This window comes from Myxococcales bacterium, assembly GCA_016706225.1.
Classification (GTDB): domain Bacteria; phylum Myxococcota_A; class Polyangia; order Polyangiales; family Polyangiaceae; genus JADJKB01.
The window spans coordinates 701,674-721,063 of record JADJKB010000008.1 but is presented as its reverse complement, the minus strand read 5'-3'; the positions used below and the strand labels follow the sequence as shown (position 1 = coordinate 721,063).

At 69.2% G+C, this 19,390-nt stretch carries 14 protein-coding genes and 1 tRNA gene; 6 read left to right on the top strand and 9 right to left on the bottom strand.

Going from position 1 to position 19,390, the window contains the following annotated elements; translation table 11 throughout:
- Window positions 1-168 precede the first annotated feature (168 nt).
- Both IPI67_17100 and IPI67_17095 read right to left on the bottom strand, forming a co-directional pair.
- Window positions 169-591 (bottom strand): type II toxin-antitoxin system VapC family toxin, encoded by a 423-nt coding sequence (locus IPI67_17100; protein MBK7581912.1) that lies wholly within the window; start codon window positions 589-591, stop codon window positions 169-171.
- Complete coding sequence (locus IPI67_17095) at window positions 588-866, bottom strand: type II toxin-antitoxin system Phd/YefM family antitoxin (GenBank protein MBK7581911.1); 279 nt, start codon at window positions 864-866, stop codon at window positions 588-590. The genes IPI67_17100 and IPI67_17095 overlap by 4 nt, the downstream gene beginning before the upstream one ends.
- Window positions 867-1,230: 364 nt before the next feature.
- On the opposite strand from IPI67_17095, the gene IPI67_17090 reads away from it, so the two are divergent.
- Complete coding sequence (locus IPI67_17090; GenBank protein ID MBK7581910.1) at window positions 1,231-1,785, top strand: helix-turn-helix transcriptional regulator; 555 nt, start codon at window positions 1,231-1,233, stop codon at window positions 1,783-1,785.
- A gap of 98 nt (window positions 1,786-1,883) precedes the next feature.
- Here IPI67_17090 and IPI67_17085 read toward each other — a convergent pair whose 3' ends face one another.
- Entirely contained in the window at window positions 1,884-2,933 is a 1,050-nt protein-coding gene (locus IPI67_17085; GenBank protein MBK7581909.1) for a sigma-70 family RNA polymerase sigma factor, read from the bottom strand.
- Window positions 2,934-3,108: 175 nt separating this feature from the next.
- On the opposite strand from IPI67_17085, the gene IPI67_17080 reads away from it, so the two are divergent.
- Window positions 3,109-4,170 carry a hypothetical protein gene (locus IPI67_17080; protein ID MBK7581908.1) on the top strand — a complete coding sequence of 354 codons (1,062 nt, stop codon included), beginning with the start codon at window positions 3,109-3,111 and terminating at the stop codon, window positions 4,168-4,170.
- A gap of 100 nt (window positions 4,171-4,270) precedes the next feature.
- Here the strand turns inward: IPI67_17080 and IPI67_17075 are convergent, their stop codons facing one another.
- Together IPI67_17075 and IPI67_17070 are read right to left on the bottom strand one after the other, a co-directional pair.
- Entirely contained in the window at window positions 4,271-8,755 is a 4,485-nt protein-coding gene (locus IPI67_17075) for a DEAD/DEAH box helicase (protein ID MBK7581907.1), read from the bottom strand.
- A 12-nt stretch (window positions 8,756-8,767) separates the two neighbouring features.
- Window positions 8,768-10,039, bottom strand: coding sequence for a hypothetical protein (locus IPI67_17070; protein ID MBK7581906.1), 1,272 nt, complete (start codon window positions 10,037-10,039; stop codon window positions 8,768-8,770).
- Between the two features lie 264 nt (window positions 10,040-10,303).
- Between IPI67_17070 and IPI67_17065 the strand changes: the two genes are divergently transcribed.
- Both IPI67_17065 and IPI67_17060 read left to right on the top strand, forming a co-directional pair.
- Window positions 10,304-10,855 (top strand): hypothetical protein, encoded by a 552-nt coding sequence (locus tag IPI67_17065; GenBank protein ID MBK7581905.1) that lies wholly within the window; start codon window positions 10,304-10,306, stop codon window positions 10,853-10,855.
- 72 nt (window positions 10,856-10,927) lie between these two features.
- Window positions 10,928-12,454, top strand: coding sequence for a protein kinase (locus IPI67_17060; GenBank protein ID MBK7581904.1), 1,527 nt, complete (start codon window positions 10,928-10,930; stop codon window positions 12,452-12,454).
- A gap of 23 nt (window positions 12,455-12,477) precedes the next feature.
- Here the strand turns inward: IPI67_17060 and IPI67_17055 are convergent, their stop codons facing one another.
- A complete protein-coding gene (locus tag IPI67_17055) occupies window positions 12,478-13,293 on the bottom strand; it encodes a hypothetical protein (protein MBK7581903.1) in 816 nt (271 codons plus the stop codon).
- Between the two features lie 889 nt (window positions 13,294-14,182).
- Here IPI67_17055 and IPI67_17050 point away from each other — a divergent pair.
- Together IPI67_17050 and IPI67_17045 are read left to right on the top strand one after the other, a co-directional pair.
- Window positions 14,183-15,418 (top strand): HNH endonuclease, encoded by a 1,236-nt coding sequence (locus IPI67_17050; GenBank protein MBK7581902.1) that lies wholly within the window; start codon window positions 14,183-14,185, stop codon window positions 15,416-15,418.
- A 386-nt stretch (window positions 15,419-15,804) separates the two neighbouring features.
- Window positions 15,805-15,891: transfer RNA gene (locus IPI67_17045), tRNA-Leu, on the top strand.
- A gap of 91 nt (window positions 15,892-15,982) precedes the next feature.
- Here IPI67_17045 and IPI67_17040 read toward each other — a convergent pair.
- The 3 genes from IPI67_17040 to IPI67_17030 are packed head-to-tail and all read right to left on the bottom strand — an operon-like array spanning window position 15,983 to window position 19,390.
- The gene (locus IPI67_17040) at window positions 15,983-16,876 is read right to left on the bottom strand and encodes an SUMF1/EgtB/PvdO family nonheme iron enzyme (GenBank protein ID MBK7581901.1); all 894 of its coding nucleotides are present in this window, start codon (window positions 16,874-16,876) and stop codon (window positions 15,983-15,985) included.
- Window positions 16,876-17,895, bottom strand: a complete 1,020-nt coding sequence (locus tag IPI67_17035; protein ID MBK7581900.1) for a hypothetical protein — start codon at window positions 17,893-17,895, stop codon at window positions 16,876-16,878. The genes IPI67_17040 and IPI67_17035 overlap by 1 nt, the downstream gene beginning before the upstream one ends.
- Window positions 17,896-17,899: 4 nt before the next feature.
- On the bottom strand, window positions 17,900-19,390 hold the full coding sequence (locus IPI67_17030; GenBank protein ID MBK7581899.1) for a protein kinase: 1,491 nt from the start codon (window positions 19,388-19,390) through the stop codon (window positions 17,900-17,902).

Sequence of the window (19,390 nt, the reverse complement as noted above, 5' to 3'; positions counted from 1 at the left end):
CACGGGACACGTTGCACCCGCCGAACGCCGGCCTTGCCGACTTCACCGTCCGTTCCGCTTCCGCGAGCGACCATTCTGATGCGGCACTCGCCCGCGTCTACAGCGCCTCGCCGACTGACGACTTGACGCTCGGCGTTCGCGGGTGAACGTGTGTCTCGTTAGCCTGACCTAACGTCCGCCCACCCAGTTGTCGACGACCAGCCCTTTGAACGACTTGAAGTCGGCCGGGTTCGCCGTGATCAGTGGAATGCCACAGGTCACGGCGATTGCTGCGATCTGTCCGTCAACGAACGGCGGCTTCCTTCCTGAGCGTTCGAGTCGCGCGCGCTCTTCGCCGTGCCACTCCGCCGCACGTTCGTCGTAGGGGAAGATCGGCAGTGTCGCGCGCACGACTTCCTCGAGGAAGCCCTCCAATGCGGTCCTGCGTCTCCCCCGAGGAAGTCGCCGGACGCCGAACTGGAGCTCATGCCAGACCGGTGCGCACGTCGCGCACTCCCCACCATGTTCGGTCAAGCGCGCCAGCACGCCCGAGTCCGGGACCTTCCACACAACCGCCGAAATCGTACTCGTGTCCAACAGGAATCGCGTCACAGTTTGACACCTCGACCCACGTCGCGATCACGAAGCCCCTTCGCCCAGCCCGGCTCGACTCCGACCTGGCTCAAATCGGTATCCTCGCGAAAGGTCTCGTACGCTGTCATGAACGCCACGCGATCGCCGCGCAGACGGGCGTACCTCGTGGCCGACATCACCACGGCGACCTTTTTTCCCCGCCGCGTGATTTCGACTTCCTTCCCGGACTCGACTTCATCAACGATCTTGGCCAGCTTCGCCCGAGCAGTCGCCACGGTGTAGCTCTTCGACACGCGACGAGTGTACACCCACATGTACATCCTGTCGAGGGCAGGCTAACTCGCGTTGGACCCGCCGCCCGGTGACTTGCCGCCGGTCAAGGTGAACGACCCGCCGAGCGCCCGTCGCAGGCGGACGGACGCGACTTGGTTTGGAAGCCTCACGCGGCCTCCCGCGCTTCGCACGGCGCCTTGCCGAACCTCCCGCGCGACCCAGCCCGAGCGCCAGCGCCCGCCCCAGCCCTCGGCTCGCCCCAGTGATCAAGACCGCTTTGTCCTCGATTTGCATGCTGTCTCCTCTGCTCACTGCAAACTACGGCGGCCTGGTGATTATGCTGTCACCGGTGCCAATTGATTGGCAGAATGCCCTTCGAGCAACATGGCCGATGACCTCGCGACTCGCCTCGCCCACAACGTGAAGGAGCTGCGCCAGGCCCGGGGCATGACCCAGGCCCAGGTCTCGAAGCTCGCGTCCCTGCCCCGCGCCACCTGGGCGAATCTGGAGTCCGGCATGGCAAATCCGACGCTGGGCGTGCTGCACAGCGTGGCGGCCGCCCTGGAGGTTCCGCTCGAGGAGCTGATCGCCTCACCGCGCGCCGACGTGAAGCTCTACCCCAAGGGCAGCCTACCTTCGCGCTCCCGGGGGCGAGTGCTGGTGCGCTCGCTGCTGCCCGACAACCTACCGAACACGCAGATCGAGCGGCTCGAGCTGCCGCACGGCGCACGTTTGATCGGAGTGCCGCACACGCCGGGGACCCGCGAGTACCTCACGTGTGAGAGCGGCGAGATCGAGCTGACCACTCACGGCGAGACGCTGCGCCTGGCACCGGGCGACGTGGCCGTGTTCCGTGGCGACCAGAAACACTCCTACGGCAACCCAGCAACCAAGCTGGCTGTCGGTTACTCGGTGGTGTTGCTCAAGCCGGCGGGATGAGCCTGCCGCGATTGCCGCCTCACACACCCGCTCCCGCACTTGCGCCAGCGCAAGTCCTCGCTCCCGCACCCGCAGTCGCGGCGGCTGCCCGCTCCCGCCTACCGCCCCGGCAACCCCGCCATCAAGCGCAAGAGCTTCTCCCCGAAACTCGCGCTCGGCTCATCATCTTCAGGCGCGAGCGCGAGCGCAAACGGCGTCGATGCCACACCAGCGAGGGGCAGCGGCGCCGCCGACGCGCGGACCGAGGGCGCACCACCCGAGCCTGACTCGCTCGGCCTGCCGAGGAAGTCCTTCACTCGCTCGAGCAAACCGCCGCCCTTGCGGCGCGCAGGCGCCTCCCCGGCCGCCGGCACTGCCGACGCCCGGGCCGAACCCGCCCTCATGATCGGCGGGGGCGGAGCGCCGGTCGGCGGCAACGGAGCGCCGGCCAGTGGGACCGGAGCGCCGGTCGGCGCGTTCGAGCCCGCTGCTTCCTCGGGGGAGGCGAAGGCGGCAGGAGCGGGCGGTGGAAGCAAGTGTGCCGCGGACCCGGCAGCTCGCCCGCGCGCGGCCGGCATCACGGCTTCGTCCAGCTCGTAGCTGGGTGCGCCAACCACCTGATCGCGAAGCTCGAGCCGGTCGCGCATCTTGGCGAGCGCGCGCGACAAGCGCATGCGCACTGTGCCCTCCCGCAGACCAAACACCAGCGCGAGCTCCGGATACTCGAGCCCAAGACGAAACCGCAACACGATCAGCGCACGCTCTCCTTCCGCAAGCTCCGAGAGCGCGGCGTCCACGTCATCGCGCCGCACGAGCAGCTCCGCGGGGAGCGGCGCGTCGTCGGCGTGCTCGTCGGGCTCGCCGCCTTCGCCCGCGTCGTCCCAGGGCTCCCGCTGACTGCGCCGCAGTTGATCGATGCAGCGATTGCGCGCGATGGCCAGAAGCCAGGTGCGAGGGGACGCCTCGCCACGGTATCCTCGGAGATGAGTGAACGCCTGCGCGAACACGTCTTGCGCGACGTCCTCGGCCAGCTCGCGTTCGCGCAGCATGCTGCGACACAGGCTGATGACGTCCCGGGCGTGGCGCGCAACCAGCCACTCGCCGGCCCGCCGCAGATCGCCCGCGGCGACCAGGGTCGAGAGCTCGAAGCCGGGGGCTAGCGCGTCCACAAAAGCGAGTAGACGCGCCAGGGCCGGGATCTGTCACACGTTCTCCCTCGCGTGGCAGGACCTTCATCAACTTCCAACACTTACAGCACCCGCGCTGCTCCCTGGTGACAGCCGAGGCGAGCCCCGCGTCGGTCTCCACGGGGCCCAACATCGGCGCCCGAAGAAGGAGCTCAGGATGAAACTCGACGTTCAGGTGAAGAACGACTGTGTGTCGTTTGGTGACGATTTCAGCATCCGCTTTCAGCGCACCCTGCGCATCCCGGACGACGGGCGTAGTTATCCCCTTCCTCCCGGCCTCGGTGCGTTCCCGGTCCGGCGCGTGGACGACTACCAAGCTCGCGTCCCCGCCGAGTGGCTGGAGCACGGCGGGGTCTTCGTGCCGATGTATCAGCGCGAGGCCATGTGGCTGTCGTTCGGCAGTCTGATGCCGCACGCCGTCAAGATCGCCGTCGGCAAGGTGTGTGCGCTCACCGGCAAGACCTGGAGCCAGAGCCTCCACGACGAACCGCAAGACTATCTGGTCGCACCTCCCCAACCGTGGCTCGATGGGATCTCGATCGGCAACGGCAAGATCCGTCAGTTCATCGCGATGCCGCTCGGCATGGGTTACACCGTCGAAGGACAGGTCACGGGTGAGGAGCGTTTTGGTGGCATCCAGCTGCAAGTGCACGCGCCCAAGCCTGGCCGCTTCCCCATTCGACGGAGCAGCGGGCTCGACGAGCAGTCGGCGCTCGCAGGGTGTTGCGCCGCGCCGAGCGGCGCGCCGCCGCCGCCGATGGCGTGCGGCGCGCCCCTCGGCTCCGCCTATCGCTCCCCCGCCAAGGGCGGACGGGCGCGGGCCGCTGGCGCGATGGGGCTCGCCGCGGGCGGCAGCATGGAGCAGAAGGTCTACCCGGATCCCCATGGCATCGACAGCTGGGACACCAACGCAAGCGGACGCGTCTTCGTACACATCGTGAACAGCGAACTGTGGCGGGAGATCACCGGTGAGCGTCCACCCGAGAGCCCCGTCACTGCGAAGGAGTACCGACGCCACGGGCTGCCCTGGTTCGAGCTGTACGACGAAGGGCTGTCGAGCTTGCGCGGCAGCTCGACCTTGAAAGGGGTCAAGAGCGTCAAACAGCTGGATGAAGCGCTGAGCTCGCTGCCCCTGCAGGACGACACCAGCCTCGAGCCAGGAGTGGTCAAGAAGCTCTACCTGCTCGCCCGCCACATGGTGCGCGACGGGCAGTGGTGAAGAGCGAGGGCGACGCTCGAAGCAGCGGGCGCTCGGTGGCGGCGCCCGCCCGTGTCTTGGGTCGACCTGAGCCGCTGAGCTCGCGACGACCCGCAGGCCCTCAGGCCCGCGGCAACGCGACCGTCACGCTCTCCGCCAGCGCCGGCGTGCGCCCGCTCGCCCTGGCGAACAGCCCCGCGTTTGCGACGCTGAAGCCGGCGTCGAGCAGGTATCGCGCGACCGGGCTCACGGTGGCAGGTCCCCCGTCGATCTCCGCCAGGACCAGCGCCCGTCGCCCGCGGCCAAATAGCTCGAACAGCGCGTGTGCCAGCGCTCGCCCCGCCACGCCGCGCTCCGGTTCGTCGGCGGGCAAGAACGTGGTGAGCCTCGTGTCCCCTCGCGCGAGATATCCGCAGAGCGCCCCGTCGACCAAGATCACACTCGCCCCACCTGCGCGCTGCGGCCGCAGGCTCTCCGGTCCGTCGGGCCAGGGCACCACTGCGCCGTAGGGGTTCGCGGGATCGGTCGCCGACAGCACGAACGCCCGCGGCGTGTCGCCCGGAGCGCGCAGCGCGCGCAGGCGATCTTCAGCCCCGGGACGCGCGAACTGCGTGCCGCCGAGGCCCACCACGAAATACCCGCGGCGCACCCGGCCCCGCTCTTCCAGCGCCTTGAGCACGGAGTACACCGCCGAGAACCCGCCGGTCAGCCCCTCGGCGTGGACCGCCTCGCGAGTGAGCACTCCATGTCGCTCGAGCAGACACTCCGCGAGCGCGAGCTGTCGCTCGGTCTCCGAGCGTTCGGCGACGCTCGGCAAGAGTGCCCAGCGTCCCTCGCTGCCCGGCGGGCCCAGCCGATGGGAGCGCCGTCCCAGGATGCGCTCGCGCCGCCCCTTCGCCCGCTCGTGGGTCAAACGCGAGCGCAACGGGCCCAGCGTGTCGTTGGTCACCTCGCCCGCCCACACCATGTCCCAGATCGTGTCGAACACTTCGGGCGCAAACGCCCCGACGCCGGACACGAGCTCGTGGAAGAACGAGGCCCCTCTCCGACCCAGCTCGGCGCGGAGCTTCTCCGCCAGCTCACCCTCCACGCGGCCGGGCACGGGCGCGAGCAGTGCGTAGCGATCGGCGAAGAAGAACCCGATGCGCCCGTCCTTGTCGCCTACGGACTCGAGTCCGCGCCAGAGCAGCTCACCGCTCGCGCACAGCGCATCGAGATGTGAGGCGTCGTACCCCCGAAGGCGCGCGGGCAGGATTTCTGTCTCGAGCACCGACGCGACCAGCGGCGCACCTTCGAGCCGTTCCATCACGACGGCCAGCGAGTCCGGACCATACGCCTGGCGATCCAGCTCGTGCCACTCACCCAGGAAGCGCGCCAGGGTTCGCGCGTCGACCGGCTCGATCTGCTTTCGCAGCTTGGCCAGGGAGCGGCGCTTGATGATGCGCAAGACCTCGACGTCGCACCACTCGCGGCCGCGTCCGCCGGGCAGGAACTCCCCTTCGACCACCCGCCCGCGCTCCGCCAGGCGCTCGAGCGCAGCGGTGACGGGCCCGACCCCCGCGCCGAAACGCCCGGCGAGCGCGTCGGCCCGGAAGGGCCCGTGGGTTCGCGCGTGACGCGACACCAGATCACCGAGTGCGTCCGAGACCGACTCCGTGAACGCGCTCGGGACCCCGAGCGGCGGCACGACCCCGAGCGCGTCCCGCAGGCGTCCGAGATCCTCGACCGCTGCCCAACGTCTCTGCTCGCCGATGGGCAGCTCGAACACACGCCCCTCGCGTCCGAGCTCGAGGACGAGCGCCGAGACATCTGCGCCCTCGAGCAAGCGCGCCGCGAGCTCGTCGCGCGACAAGGGACCGAGGGCGAGCAACAGATCGTGGACCGCGTCAGCGTGAGCCGGCACCGGTCGACTCAGACGCCCAAGCTCCCGCTCGGTGGTCTCGATGGCTTCGGCATCGAGCAGCTCGCGCAGCTCGGCCTCGCCCAGCAGGTCCCGCAGTTGAGCGTGATCGAGGCTGAGCGCACGGGCGCGGCGCTCCGCCAGCGGCGCGTCTCCGTCGTAGATGAAGTTGCCTGCGTAACCGAACAGCAGCGCCGCCGCGAAGGGCGACGCCCGCCGAGTATCGACGGTGCGGAGCGCGAGGCGCCGGGACTCCACTCGCCGGAGCAGCTCCACGAGACCCGGCACGTCGAACACGTCCTTCAGGCACTCGCGATAGGTCTCGAGCAAGATCGGGAAACTGCCGTATCGCGCGGCCACCGCCAGCAGATCCGCCGCCCGCTTGCGCTGGGCCCAGAGTGGGCTGCGTTTGCCCGGATAGCGCCGCGGCAAGAGCAGCGCGCGCGCGGCGTTCTCGCGAAAGCGGGAGGCAAACAGCGAGCTCGTGCCGATGCTGCCAATGAGCAGATCTTCTATCTCGTCCGCCTTCGGCAGCAGCGCCGCGACGTCCGGCGGTGCATCACTCTCAGGGAAGCGGAACACGATGCCGTCGTCGGACCAGGTGGTCTCGATCTCCGCGGCGTGCTCGCGCCGGAAGCTCTCCGCCAGGGCCAGGGCGAGCGGCGCGTGGACCCGCGAGCCAAAGGGGCTGAGCAGACACACTCGGTAGTCGCCGACTTCGTCGATGAAGCGCTCGATGACCCAGCTCTGATCACTCGGCACGACGCCAGTCGCTTCCAGCTGTTCCAGGACGTAGGCCTGCAGGTTCCTCGCCGCGCTCTCTCCGAGCGCATGCTTCGCAGCAAGCTCTGCGGCGGACGGCCGCTGTTTGCCGGCGAGCCGACGAGCGAGCGCTCCCATTGCGTAACCGAGCTCGACGGAGCGACCCGGTCGATCGCCGTGCCAGAAGGGCATGCGACCCGGCTCCCCGGGAGCCGGCGTCACGAGCACGCGATCGTGGGTGATGTCCTCGATGCGCCACGACGAGGCGCCGAGCACGAACACCTCACCGGGGCGGCACTCGAACACCATCTCTTCGTCGAGCTCACCAACCCGCACCGGGCGCTCCTCGGTGCCAGCCAGGAACACCCCGTAGAGGCCGCGGTCCGGGATGGTGCCAGCATTGACGACGGCCAGGCGCTTGGCCCCGCGCCGCGCCCGCAGCGTTCCGTCCACGCGATCCCAGGTCAGCCGAGGCCGCAGCTCGGCGAACTCATCCGACGGATACCGCCCCGCGAGCATGTCGAGCACGCCTTCGAAGGCCTCCCGCGGCAGCTCGGCGAACGGCGCCGCGCGGCGCACGAGCTCGAACAGCGCGTCGACGCCGATGGGCGCCATGCTGGTCACCGCCACGATCTGCTGAGCCAGGACGTCGAGGGGGTTTCGCGGGTAGGTCGTCGCCTCGACCTTGCCTTCGAGCATGCACGGAACGGCCGCCGCCGACGCCAGGAGATCACCGCGATACTTGGGCACGATGACGCCCTTGGACGGCGCGCCGACCTGGTGCCCGGCCCGACCGATGCGCTGGATCCCCGACGACACACTCGGGGGCGCCTCGATCTGAATCACCAGATCGACCGCACCCATGTCGATGCCCAGCTCGAGGGAGCTCGTGGCGACGATGGCGGGCAGTTGTCCGGACTTCAGCCGGTCCTCGATCTGCTTGCGCTGCTCCTTGGCGACGGAGCCGTGGTGCGCGAGGGCCAGCGTCTCCCCGGCGGTCTCGTTCAGTGCACCGGCCAGGCGCTCGGCGAGCCGACGGCTGTTCACGAAGATCATGGTCGAACGATGCGCGCGCACCAGCTCCACCAGGCGCGGGTGGATCGCCGGCCAGATCGAGGGTTCGCCCTTGCCCCCCTCGTCGGTCGCGACTCCGGCCAGCCGGGCCATGTCTTCGATCGGCACCTCCACGGACAGCTCGAGGGCCTTGCCCGCCGAGGCGTCCACGATCTCCACCGGACGCGGGCTCCAGAGCTCGCCGGCGAGCTCACCGCCGCCCAGGAGTCGCGCGATCTCGCCGAGCGGCCGCTGGGTCGCGCTGAGACCCACGCGCACGAGCGGCGGGCGCCCGGACCGGAGCGCCTCGAGCCGCTCCAGGGACAGGAACAAATGAGCGCCGCGCTTGCTGCCTGCAAGGGAGTGGATCTCGTCCACGATCACGGTATCGACACTCAGCAGGCGCTCGCGTGCCTCGCTGGTCAAGAGCAGGTAGAGCGACTCGGGGGTGGTGATCAGGATGTCGGCGGGCGCGCGGGCAAAGGCTGCGCGCTCCTTGGCGGGGGTATCACCGGTTCGAATCGCCACGGCGACGTCGCGACAGGGCAACCCGAGGCGCGCGCTGACCGCGCGGATCCCGTTGATGGGCGCGCGCAGGTTCTTCTCGATGTCGACGGCCAGCGCCTTCAGCGGCGAGACGTAGAGCACCGAGAGGCGCTCCTTCTTGGCCGGCTCGGGACGAAACGCCAGGCGGTCGAGCGCCGCGAGGAACGCGGCCAGCGTCTTGCCAGAGCCGGTTGGTGCGAGCAGCAGCGCGGAGCGGCCCGCGCAGAGCGGCTTCCAGCCCCGCTCTTGCACCCGCGTCGGCGCACCGAGTGCTTCCTGGAACCAGACGCGTACCGGCTCGTGAAACTTGGAGAGTGAGCCGGACGCAGGCACGGAGTCGAACAACGTACCACGCGCTCAGTCGCGGGCGCGTTGCTCGCCGAGCAGTCGCGTAATTTCGCGCTCCATCGCCGCCTCCGTGGTGACCACGGCGCGGCGCTTGCCGGCGGCGTCGAAGATCCAGAGCTGCGGCAGGCTGCTCACCTTGGGCAGGTGCTCGCGCGCCACCGGCGCATCGAAGTCCGGCACCTCGACCCGGCGCACGGCGAGCTCACGGTGCGACGCTGCGAGCTCGGCGAGGCGAGCCGCGATGTGTTTGCACGGGTGACACCAGTCCGCCCAGAAGTCCACGACCGTGATCTTTCCCGGTGTGAGGGTCTTGTCGAGCGCGAAGCTCACCCCGCCGGTGGCGGCGTCGGACACGTCACCGCGCGCCGCCGTCTTGGCCGCGCCGTGTTCGCGCTCTGCGCCGTGTTCGTGCTCCGCGCCGTGCTCCGCGCCGTGCTCGTGCTCCGCGCCGTGTTCGTGCTCCGCGCCGTGTTCGTGCTCGTCTTCGTCCTCGTCGGACGCGCCGCCGAATGAAACACTCACGCTGGCGAAGAGGGAGAAGCTCTCGCTGATCTGCTGACCGTAGGCGTAGGTGCTCAGCGGGAGCCGTCCGCCGACTCCGAGCGCGACCCGCTGGTTCGCCCGCACGTTCACCGCGCCCGTCGCGAAGATCCCGGTTCCGCCGGAGTTGAGCACGCGGCCCTCGAACTGCTCCTCCGAATGGGTGCGCGACTGGAGCAGCGCGCCGAGACTCACCACCAGGTAGCTCGTCGGCACGACGAGGGCATCGGCCCCGACGACGTACGTCCCGCCGCTCCGGAGCCCCGCCTCGCTGGCGCCAAAGGGCGCGCGCAACGACACGTTCGGCGAGACACCCAGATAACGCGACACGAACTGGGTGAGGCGCAGCTCTGCGCTCCCGCTGTAGGCGCCGTAGCCGAGCGCGAGGATGTTCGGCGGGACACTGCCGCCCTCTTCGCCCAGCGTCGCCTGGCGCCCCGTCGGCAGCCCGAGGCCGGCGTGCAGCGTGAGGCTCGGGTTGTAGCCACCCGCGCCCCACAGCGCCGCGAAATCGTAGCCCGCGCCCAGCTCCAGATCGCCGAAGCCGGACAGGCGTCGGGTCGGTTGCTCATCACCCGGCTCGACGCGAATGGTACCGGCCGGAAGGGTGAGATCGAGCGCGAACCCCTGGCCGAAGTAGTGCCGCAACGACAGCGCGGTGAGCCAGGCCTCGAGCAGCGGCGAGTCCCCATCGAGCCGCTCCGAGCCGCGGTACTCGTCCGCAAAGCGCGCGTACGCCATGGACAGCCCGACCTGAGTCAGGCCTTCCGGCAATGCCTCGCGCGCGCCGAGTTGCAGGTTGAGCGCAGACCCCCCGACCGGGAGGTTCGGATTGACTCAAGCGCCTCAGGTGGCGAAGGCCGGGGACCAGACCAGGATGCTTGCGAGGAACCCGGCGGCAAAGAGCAGCTTGTGCTTCAAGACAGGAGCTTCCTAGAGCCTGCCCTGGCGCGGCGCAACCCGGCATTGCCCGCCAACGGCGATTGTGGGATGCGTCCGGCCGCGATGAGGGGAATTTCACTGCGTGCCCTGCTGGTCTGGATGTCTCTGACGGCGTCGGCGTTGGCCCAGGGCGCGCCACCGCCAATGGATGACGATCCGGCGAACGGTGACGAGCCAGGCGAAACGCCGGCGCCCGCAGCGAAGCCGAAAGCAACGAAGCCGGCGACAGCAAAGCCTGCGGCGACGGCAAGCCATCCGGACGGGGCCGCGCTGAAAGCCAAGGCCAAGGCAACCAGGGCCAAGGCAAGAGCGGCCAAGGCCAAGGCAGCCAAGGCGGCCAAGGCCAAGGCCAAGGCCAAGCCGAAGCACGAGCTTGCATCGAAGCCGAAGCACGAGCCCACGCCGGCCGGCGCTCACCAAGCAAGCGCAAAATCAAAACCCAAAGCCAAGCCGCCGCTCGCGCACGAGCCGAAGCCCAAGCCCAAGAAGGCGACCGCACCGAAGGCTAAGCCCAAGGCCAAACCGGCAGCGCTCGCAAAACACAGCAAGGCCCACAAGCCGAAAAAAACCGCCGTACCGCCGAAACCCGCCGCCGCCGGCGCAGACGACAGCTGAGCCTCCCGCGCCGCAGGCCGCCGTGCCGCGCTCGAATTTCGCGTCTCTGATAGAGTCGGCGCTCTGCTCGAAATGGAACTTCTGACCCATGAAGCCCAAAAGCGCGTGGGCAAGGTACTCCGCGACCGCTGGACCATCGACGCACTGATCGGCGTTGGCGGGATGGCCGCGGTCTACAAAGCGACGCATCGCAACGGCAATGAAGTCGCGATCAAGGTGCTGCACTCGGACATCTCGGACAACGACACGATCCGCAAGCGCTTCCAGCGCGAGGGCTACGTGGCGAACCGCGTGAAACACCGCGGCGCGGTCACGGTCTTCGACGACGACACCACGGAGGACGGTTGTGCGTTCCTGGTGATGGAGCTGTTGACGGGCGAAAACGTCGAGGCGCGGCGCGAACGACTGGGCGGTTTTGTCCCGCTGCCCGAGGTGTTGGGCATCGCCGACCAGGTGCTCGAGGTGCTCGCGGCGGCCCACGCTCAGGGCATCGTCCACCGCGACATCAAGCCCGAGAACCTGTTTCTCACCGGCGAGGGGGTGGTGAAGGTCCTCGATTTCGGCATCGCGCGCCTGCAGGCCGGCGGTCACGGCACGAACCTCACCATGGCCGGCGCCATGATCGGCACGCCGGGTTTCATGTCGCCGGAACAAGCTGCCGGACGGGGCGACGAGATCGACGCCAAGACCGACATCTGGGGCCTCGGCGCGACGCTCTTCACGCTGCTCTGCGGTCGGCAGGTGCACGAGGCCGAGACCCTCGGAGAGGCGTTGATCCTGGTTGCGGCGAAGCCGGCTCGTTCGCTCTCGAGTGTGCTTCCGGATCTGGACTCCGACGTCGTCGCGCTGGTGGACAAGGCCCTCGCGTTCAAGAGAGACGCGCGCTGGCCAGACGCGGTGACGATGCAGCGGCAGCTCCGGCGCACCTCCAACCGCGTGCTCGGGCGCGAGCACGCGAGCTCGAACCACGCCGTCGATTTGCGCCCGTCGAGGCCGCCACCGGTCAGCGTCGGTCCCGACTCGGAGGCCGCGACGTTGATCTTGCAGGTGCCCGATGAGCCAGCCGACGCGGTCGCTCCGGTCTCCACGGCACCCGTTTCGGAGGAGCCGCCTACCCGCGTGAGGGTGTTACCGGCGCCGGTACCGGACCCTGCACCGGAGCCCGACAACAATGGCGTCGCAGAGCTCGGCCCGCGACCGCACCTCGCGACGGAGGCGCAGGGACCCGAGGCGCGCCTGATCGCCATCGCGGCGTTCGCCGGCATCTTGCTGCTGGTGGTGATCGCGCTCGGGCTATCGGTCGCGGCGCTGGCGCGCAGGCGGCAGGTCACGCCGGTTGATTCGGGACGCGGCGCGACGACGATCCCCAGTGTCGATCTGGTCCCGCTGCCCCCGCCCGAGCCCGAGCCAGTACTCGAGCCCGTGCCCGAAACGGACGCCGGCGCGGCGGTCAATCCGGACGCGAGCGTGCTCTCGGAGCCCCTCGTTGCGCCGAGCGAGGACGCCGGGGCGGATGCGGACGCATCGGTCGACGCTCCGGCAAAACCCCCACCCCGCCGCCCGCGCCGTTATCGGAAGAAGCCAAGACCCGTGAAGTGAGGCGGGAGCACGGGAAGTCGTCATCACGACCCCTGTCCCCGGTCACCCGCTGCGAGCGCGCGCCGAAACGCGTCTGGGTAGAGCTCCATGTGGCGGCGCAAGTCAGCCTCGCTCCCATCGCACACGGACACGTCGCCTTCGTCGAAGATCTCGCGGCGCAGCCTTCCGTCCCAGAAGAAGGTCTCGTTGCAGCGGGCGCCCGACGTGCAGATCCGCGCGCCTGCCTTCAAGAGCGCGAGCACGGCGTCGAAGTCGGGCGGCGGCAGTGCGGCCTTGCGTCTGGCTTCTGCCTCCGCTTCCAGGAGCGCACGGTCCTGCTGGTCGAGCGCCGCCTCGAGCCAGGGAGCGAGTGTTCCGAGCGCCTCCGGCGTCGTGAAGCTCTGCGACGACAGCGCGCGGTCGGCCCAGACGACCACACGAACGGAGCTTGGTTGCTGGAACAGCCCCACACTGCGCGCGCCGTTGCGCAGCCAGGTCTCCCCGGGCGGCGAGGTGCCCGCGATGTTCGCGCTCCATGCGCTCCCGGTACGGCGCGCGAGCATCGGACCGAGCACGATGAGCAGGTCGCTCATCGAGAGCACGGGGTTGCTGGTGAGCGCAGCGCGGAGCAGGGGCTCCGTCGCGGTCCAATCCTCGGGAGTGCGGAGCTGCCAGCTGTGCTCGGTTGGCAACGAGACCGAGAGTGCCCACTGGTGATCGCGGATCAGGACCCGATGCCAGCCGCCGAAGGCGACCGCCGCCGCCGGATACTCGCCCGAATCGAAGACGTTCGCAGCGCCACCGAGCGCGCGGGCGACCTGTGCGGCGAAGACACCCAAGGGCGGCAGGGTTCGTTCCATCGGCTGAACCTAGCTCGCGTTCGGAACCTTGGCGTAGGCAGAGGGCCCGCGCGGCCCTCTGGCAGGGGCGCGGGGCGAAAGGGCCGGGGGGCGATCCGAGCCCTGACTGGTAGTCGGGCCGGACGGGTTGGTAAAAGCGACGCGTCTTCGATCCGTTGCGCTGCCGCGGGGGAGGGCTGGGGAGCGAGGCACAAATTCGCAGCTCGAGTCCGGCCGAGGTGCCCCCGCCTCGCCCGGCCCTCGGCCGCTGTCGCGGCCTCGTGGCGGTCGTTCCCCCCCAAGCGTCGGTCCTCGGCCGCTGTCGCGGCCTGCGGGTCGCCGCGGGGGGGAAGGCGTCAGCGAGAGCTAGAAGGTCAGCGCCGAGGACCGAGCGGTCGGCGAAGGCAGCGGCGGAGAGAAGAGAGCAAGGAAGACGAAGTAGTCACTCTGCGGCGCAGGGCGAGTCGATGCCCGCGCGGACGTCGCGTCTCGTCGCCTGGGAGCAGCGGTCCCGACGCGCACCGTGTGCCCCGCTCGGGCTCGGTCGCGTTGCTTTGCTGCGCGAGCGCGCGAGCTCGAGGACGCTGCCGCTGCCAAGACCACCGAGGGCAATCCGTGCACCCCTCTTTGTTCGAGGGGTGTGAGAGGCGTGGTTCCGAGCTCTGCGCCGTGGCGAAGCGCGCGCGTGAAAAGAGCGGTCGCGCGACGATTCGATTCACATTCTTCTTGACGGGTTTCCGGGCGCGCAGCGCGCGCTTCCGACGAGTCACGAGAAAACCATCGCGCGCTGCCACGAGGATGAGCGCTGTGCGCGCTTCGCGCGTTGCGGTGACGTTCGAAGCGTTCCACGTCGTGAGCGTCGCGCCTGGTGGCAGCGGTGAGGGCGAAAAATCGCGTGGTATGCGGAGATATGCGCGCGCCCCTCTCGCTCACTGCTCTCACCGATGACGAGCTCATCGCTCACTTGCCGGAGGCCCGCCGCGCCGAGCGCCGCGCCGTCGCCCGGGTCATCGCCTACCTCGGCGAGGTCGAGCGGCGGAAGTTGTATCTCGGTCAAGCCTGCTCCTCGATGTTCGCGTACTGCACGGAGCGGCTCGGGTACTCCGAAAACGAGGCGCAGACGCGCATCGCCGTCGCCCGGGCTTGCCTTCGGTTTCCCGAGGCGATGGCCGACCTCAAGGCCGGCGCGCTCCACCTGACCGGCCTCTGGCTGCTCGCGCCCCACCTCACGGACGAAAACGTGAGCGCGCTGCTCAGCGAGGCCCGGGGCAAGAGCCGCCGCCAAATCGAGGCGCTGCTCGCGCGCCGCTTCCCCAAGCCGGACGTGCTCCCGAGCATCACGCCGTTGGGGGGACGCACCATGCTCGAGCAAGGTGACACGGGGCCCGGCGCCCCGGTCGCCCAGGGCGGCGCGACCCCGGGCGCTTCGGCGAGCGCCCGGCCTCGGGTCGAGCCGCTCTCGGCGACGAGCTTCCGCGTGGAGTTCACGGCCAGCGCGGCGCTCAGGGACAAGCTCGAGCGCGCTCGAGACCTGCTCAGCCACGCCGAGCCGGGCGGGGATCTCGCCGCCATCATCGAGCGGGCCATCGACGAGCTCATCGCCGTCGAGACCAAGCGTCGCTCGGGCGCGGGCAAGCCGCGCAAGCGTCGCGAGACGAAGCCGGGCTCGCGGCACGTGCCCGTCGATGTCCAGCGCGCCGTCCGGGAGCGGGACGCTGACCGGTGCACCTTCCGCGATGCTGAGGGGCGGCGATGTTCAGAGACCCGTTTCCTGACCATCGAGCACATCGTTCCCTTCGCGAAGGGCGGGCCGACGACCGTGGACAACTGCTGCCTGCTCTGCTCGGCTCACAACTCATACCGAGCGCGACAGGTGTTCGGCGACGAGCACATCCAGAACGAGATCGCGGGGGCTCGCGCTCGCCGCAAGGAGAACAGCACGCCCGCGAAGCCGGCACTCGCGCCAGCGCCAGCACCTGCCGTCGCGCCCGAGCTCGAGGTGTTCGAGAAGGTGCGCTCGGCGCTGGTGCTCTCGGGGTTCAAGCGGGCCCAGGCACGGCACGCTGTCGAGCAGGTGCGACTGCGCGGGGTCGAGCCTCGGGTCGAACCCCTGCTTCGCGCCGCCATCGCCGCGCTCACACCCTGAGACGGTCCGGGCACACCCCCACAAAGGGTGTGCCGGCACGTGCTCGTGGTCTCGGCAGCGGCAGCGTCGTGGGCACGAACGCGAGCGAGGAGAGAGGAGCGAATCATGACTCGAAGGGGACGCACCAGGCAGAGGCTCATCGGCATGCTGCAGAAGCGCATCGGCGAGGCGAGGCGCGTGCGCCCTGTGCGGCTGGCAACCCCTTCCCCCGCCTCGGCTCGGACCGCCACTACGAGCCGACGGTGGACGATCCCCGCGGCCTGGGAAGAACCGATCGAAACTGGGGGGCGATCCGAGCCCTTGCGGAACGCCCCCGGGCTGGGCTATCTACCCGGCCCTCCGAAGGCACGGGCCCGACAAACCCCGCATTGCCCCACAGAGCACCCGCGAAGGTGGCGGAACTGGCAGACGCGCTGGATTCAGGTTCCAGTCCCAGAAATGGGGTGGAGGTTCAAGTCCTCTCCTTCGCACCAAACTCCAGAGGCGTTCCGGACACACCGGCGACGGGAACGGCGAACAGAACCAGCAAAGGCACGGGGAACGCTTGCTTCTCGTGGAGCAAGCTCACTTCGGCAGCCAGCAGCAGCGGAAGCCGAGGGTCGGCAGGCCAGTCTCCTTCTTGACACCCACAGAGCCAGCGCAGGTGGCGAGACCGGAATTGTCGTTGTAGCTCCCACCCCGCGTGTCGCAGCTGTCGGACTGGGTCGTGCCAGTACATGCATCGAGCCATTCGCTTGCGTTGCCGACCATGTCGAAGGCTCCGCTCGGCGTCTTGCACTCGGTCTTGCTACCCGTGGAGACGAGGCTCTTTGCCGCCACGGAGCTGTCGTTGCAGTAGTTCGACTGGTAGCTCCCAGCGTAGGGGTAGTCGTTCTTCCCGTTGGACGAGCAGACGTCGTACCACGCTCCGGCCTTCGGCTGGTTGAACGTGCCCGGACACAGTGTCTTGCCGGCGGCGGCGCAGAACGAGAATGCGTCGCACCAATCGATGCAGGTCACCGGCTCGTCGCCGGGGAGTGACGCTGCGTCCGCTCCGGCGCCTGCGTCGCTCGTCTCGCCCGGTCCCAGGCAAGGAGTGGTGGTCTGTTTCTTCTCTGGCGCGTCGAGGCTCGTGTTCCAGCCGCAGACTCCGGTCGGAACCACCGCGGCAAGCCTGAAGGTGTCATATTCGGTGCGCGTCACTTCCTTCGGATCGATCCACACACAAGTGCCAGCTTGGGTGTGCACACCGAGCATGCCGGCAGGTGCGCTGCCGTCCGTACACGGTGCCGCGCCGGCGCTTCCCCCGGTCGCTCCGGCCGTCCCGCCGCTTCCACCGGTGGCGCCGCCGGTCCCGCCTCCACCTGCTCCGCCCGTAGCCGCACCCTCCTCGAAATCTTCGAAGCCCCAGACCTTCTGACATCCGACCGCAGCGACCACGATGAACAGTAGACTGAACGTGCTGGCTCGCCGGCGCATCAGAACGTCACCCCGCTGATTGCGACACCCGCGGACGTTCCCGACGCGAACGGGCTCACGCGAAGCGAGTGGAACCCGGCACTGGCTGGCGGTCTCTCCCGCTTGCCGGGCGAGTGGGTCAAGAGCAGCACCGCGCCGACGCCGATGCCCACGATGCCCAGGCCGACGCCGATGTTGGCGATGTTGGCGCGCGTCTCGGCCTTGTCGCGAAGATCGACCGCGTCCTTCCCACAACCAGTCTTGGTTGGGCACTTGCCCTCCGCGTCGTCGTAGGCGCTCTTGGCCATGAACGCGAACGCGGTCCCAACACCGAGGGCGACCACACCTACGCCACCCACCACGTACGCAACGATCGGCGGACCTGCCGCGTCTCGCTCGTTGAGCACCGGTGACGCCCCGGGCGCGGGTTTCGTCGCGGGCTTCGTTGGTTCGGATGGCGAAGCGCCGCTCTCGCCCGGCTCGAGCTTCGGCACGTTGACGGTCTGCGAATCGTGATCCGTGCCGATCTTGATCTTCATCTCGAGCGTCTTGTGCCCCGGCGCGCCGATGCTCACGGTGCGCTCACCGGGGTCGACGGGGATCTTCGAGCCCAACGCGGCCGACTCGAGGCTGACGTCGTCGATCTTCACCTGGATCCCTGGGACGCGCTCGCTCAGCACTATCTTCAAGTAAGACACCTTGGGTTCGAGCTCGGCCGCGCGTTGTTTCGCCTCTTCCGCGATGTTCGTGCGGTTCTGAGTGCGGGCCAGCCGGGCCGCCGCCAGGTAGCTGGCCCAGGCGCTCGCGGTCTTTCCCTGTTTTTCCTCGCAAGCGGCCAGGTTGAGCAGCGTGCCGGGCGACGGGTCGAGGCGCTGGCTCTCCCTGAGCTTGGGACACGCGGCGGCGTAGTCGCCCTTGTCCATCAGCTCGCGCCCATCGCGAAATAGCCCCTCGGCGACGGAGACGTTGCCTTGTGCGAACGCGAGACCGGGAATCGAAATGAGTACGGCGGTGGTGAGACGGGCTGACCACTTCAGCAAGGGACTAGCGTTCTCCATACGGACTGGGATCCTTGGTCGGCTTGGTGCCGGAGGGCTTGGGGGCGGGAGTGGAAGGAGGAGGCGGCTCCGGTGTCTTGTTCGATGCGCTGGTCTTCGCGCTGGGCGCGGTCGGCTTGGTGGTCGTAGGCTCCGCGGGTCTGCTGCTGCCTGTGGGGGGCGGGGCGCTCGGTGCGACCTCCACCACTGCCGCCGAACTCGACTCGGTCGCCGTCGTTGGGGGCAACGTGACTTCAGTTGGGGCACTCGACGCTGGAGGCGCTGCGGTGCTGGCGTGCGCGCGCGTGAGGACCACTCCCGCTGCGACGCCTCCGCCGACGAGCACCACGCCGACGACTGCCAAGATGGGCAGTAGCGGACTGCTTCGAGCGGCGGGCGTGGCGAGGCTGCCCGATACCGCCAAGGAGGTCTCGGTGGCGGCGCCGGCGGGGCGAGCGGACAGCAGGGTGTTGACCTCGCGGGTGGGGCCGTCGCCAGTGATGGCGACCACCGCCGGGTTGGCTTGCGAAGCCGGGGCGAACGCCGCCGCGGGCACAGCAAAGCTCGGGGCCGAGCGCGACCCCGCGGGCACGATGCCGAACACCTCGGCCAGTGAGGCGATCGCCGCGCCCGCCGTCGCGAAGCGCTGGTTCACGTCGCGGTTGACGCAGCCGAAGAACCACTGGTCGAACGCCGGTGGCAGGCTGGGCGGAAGGCCGAGCTCGACGAGGCGCTCGTTCGCGCGGACGATGGGTAGCGACAGGACCTCTCCGAACAGCTGGGTCAGCGAAGCGTCCGGGTTGTGGGCTGCTCGCCAGTAACTCTGGCCCGTGAGCAGAAAGAAAGCGATCAGGCCGAGCGCCCACACGTCCGTGCGCGGCGTGATGCTCCCGACCCCCGCTTGCTCGAAGGCCATGTACAGCGGCGTGCCCTTGACCTCCTGTGAGACATTGGAGGTTGCTCCCAGCACCTTCGCGATGCCGAAATCGAGCACCTTGATCACGGAGTCGCCGTTGTCGCGGCGTGCGACGAACAGGTTCTCCGGCTTGAGATCGCGATGCACGATCGGGCGCACGACACCGTCGCGATCGGTGTAGGCATGGGCGCGGTCCAGCGCCGAGGCGGTCTGACGCAGGAACTCGACCACGGTGTCCGGCGGCAGCGGCCCGTGCGTTTGCACCAAGCGCCCGAGGTCTTCGCCGATCAACAGCTCCATGACCAGGAACGGCATCTGGGTCGTCTCGTCGAAGCCTGCGTCGACGACCCGCACGATGTGTTCACTGTTCACGCGCCCGGCGATGCGCGCCTCTTGCTCGAACTTCTCGACGGCGTCCTTGGCCTGGAGCACATGCGGCCACAACACCTTGACCGCAACGTGCGCTTCGGTCGCCAGCTGCTCCGCGACGTAAACCGCGCCGAAGCCACCCTCGGCGAGAAACCGCTCGATCCGGTAGCGCCCGGCGAAGATCTGCCCCACACCCAGCAGTTCTTGGCTCAT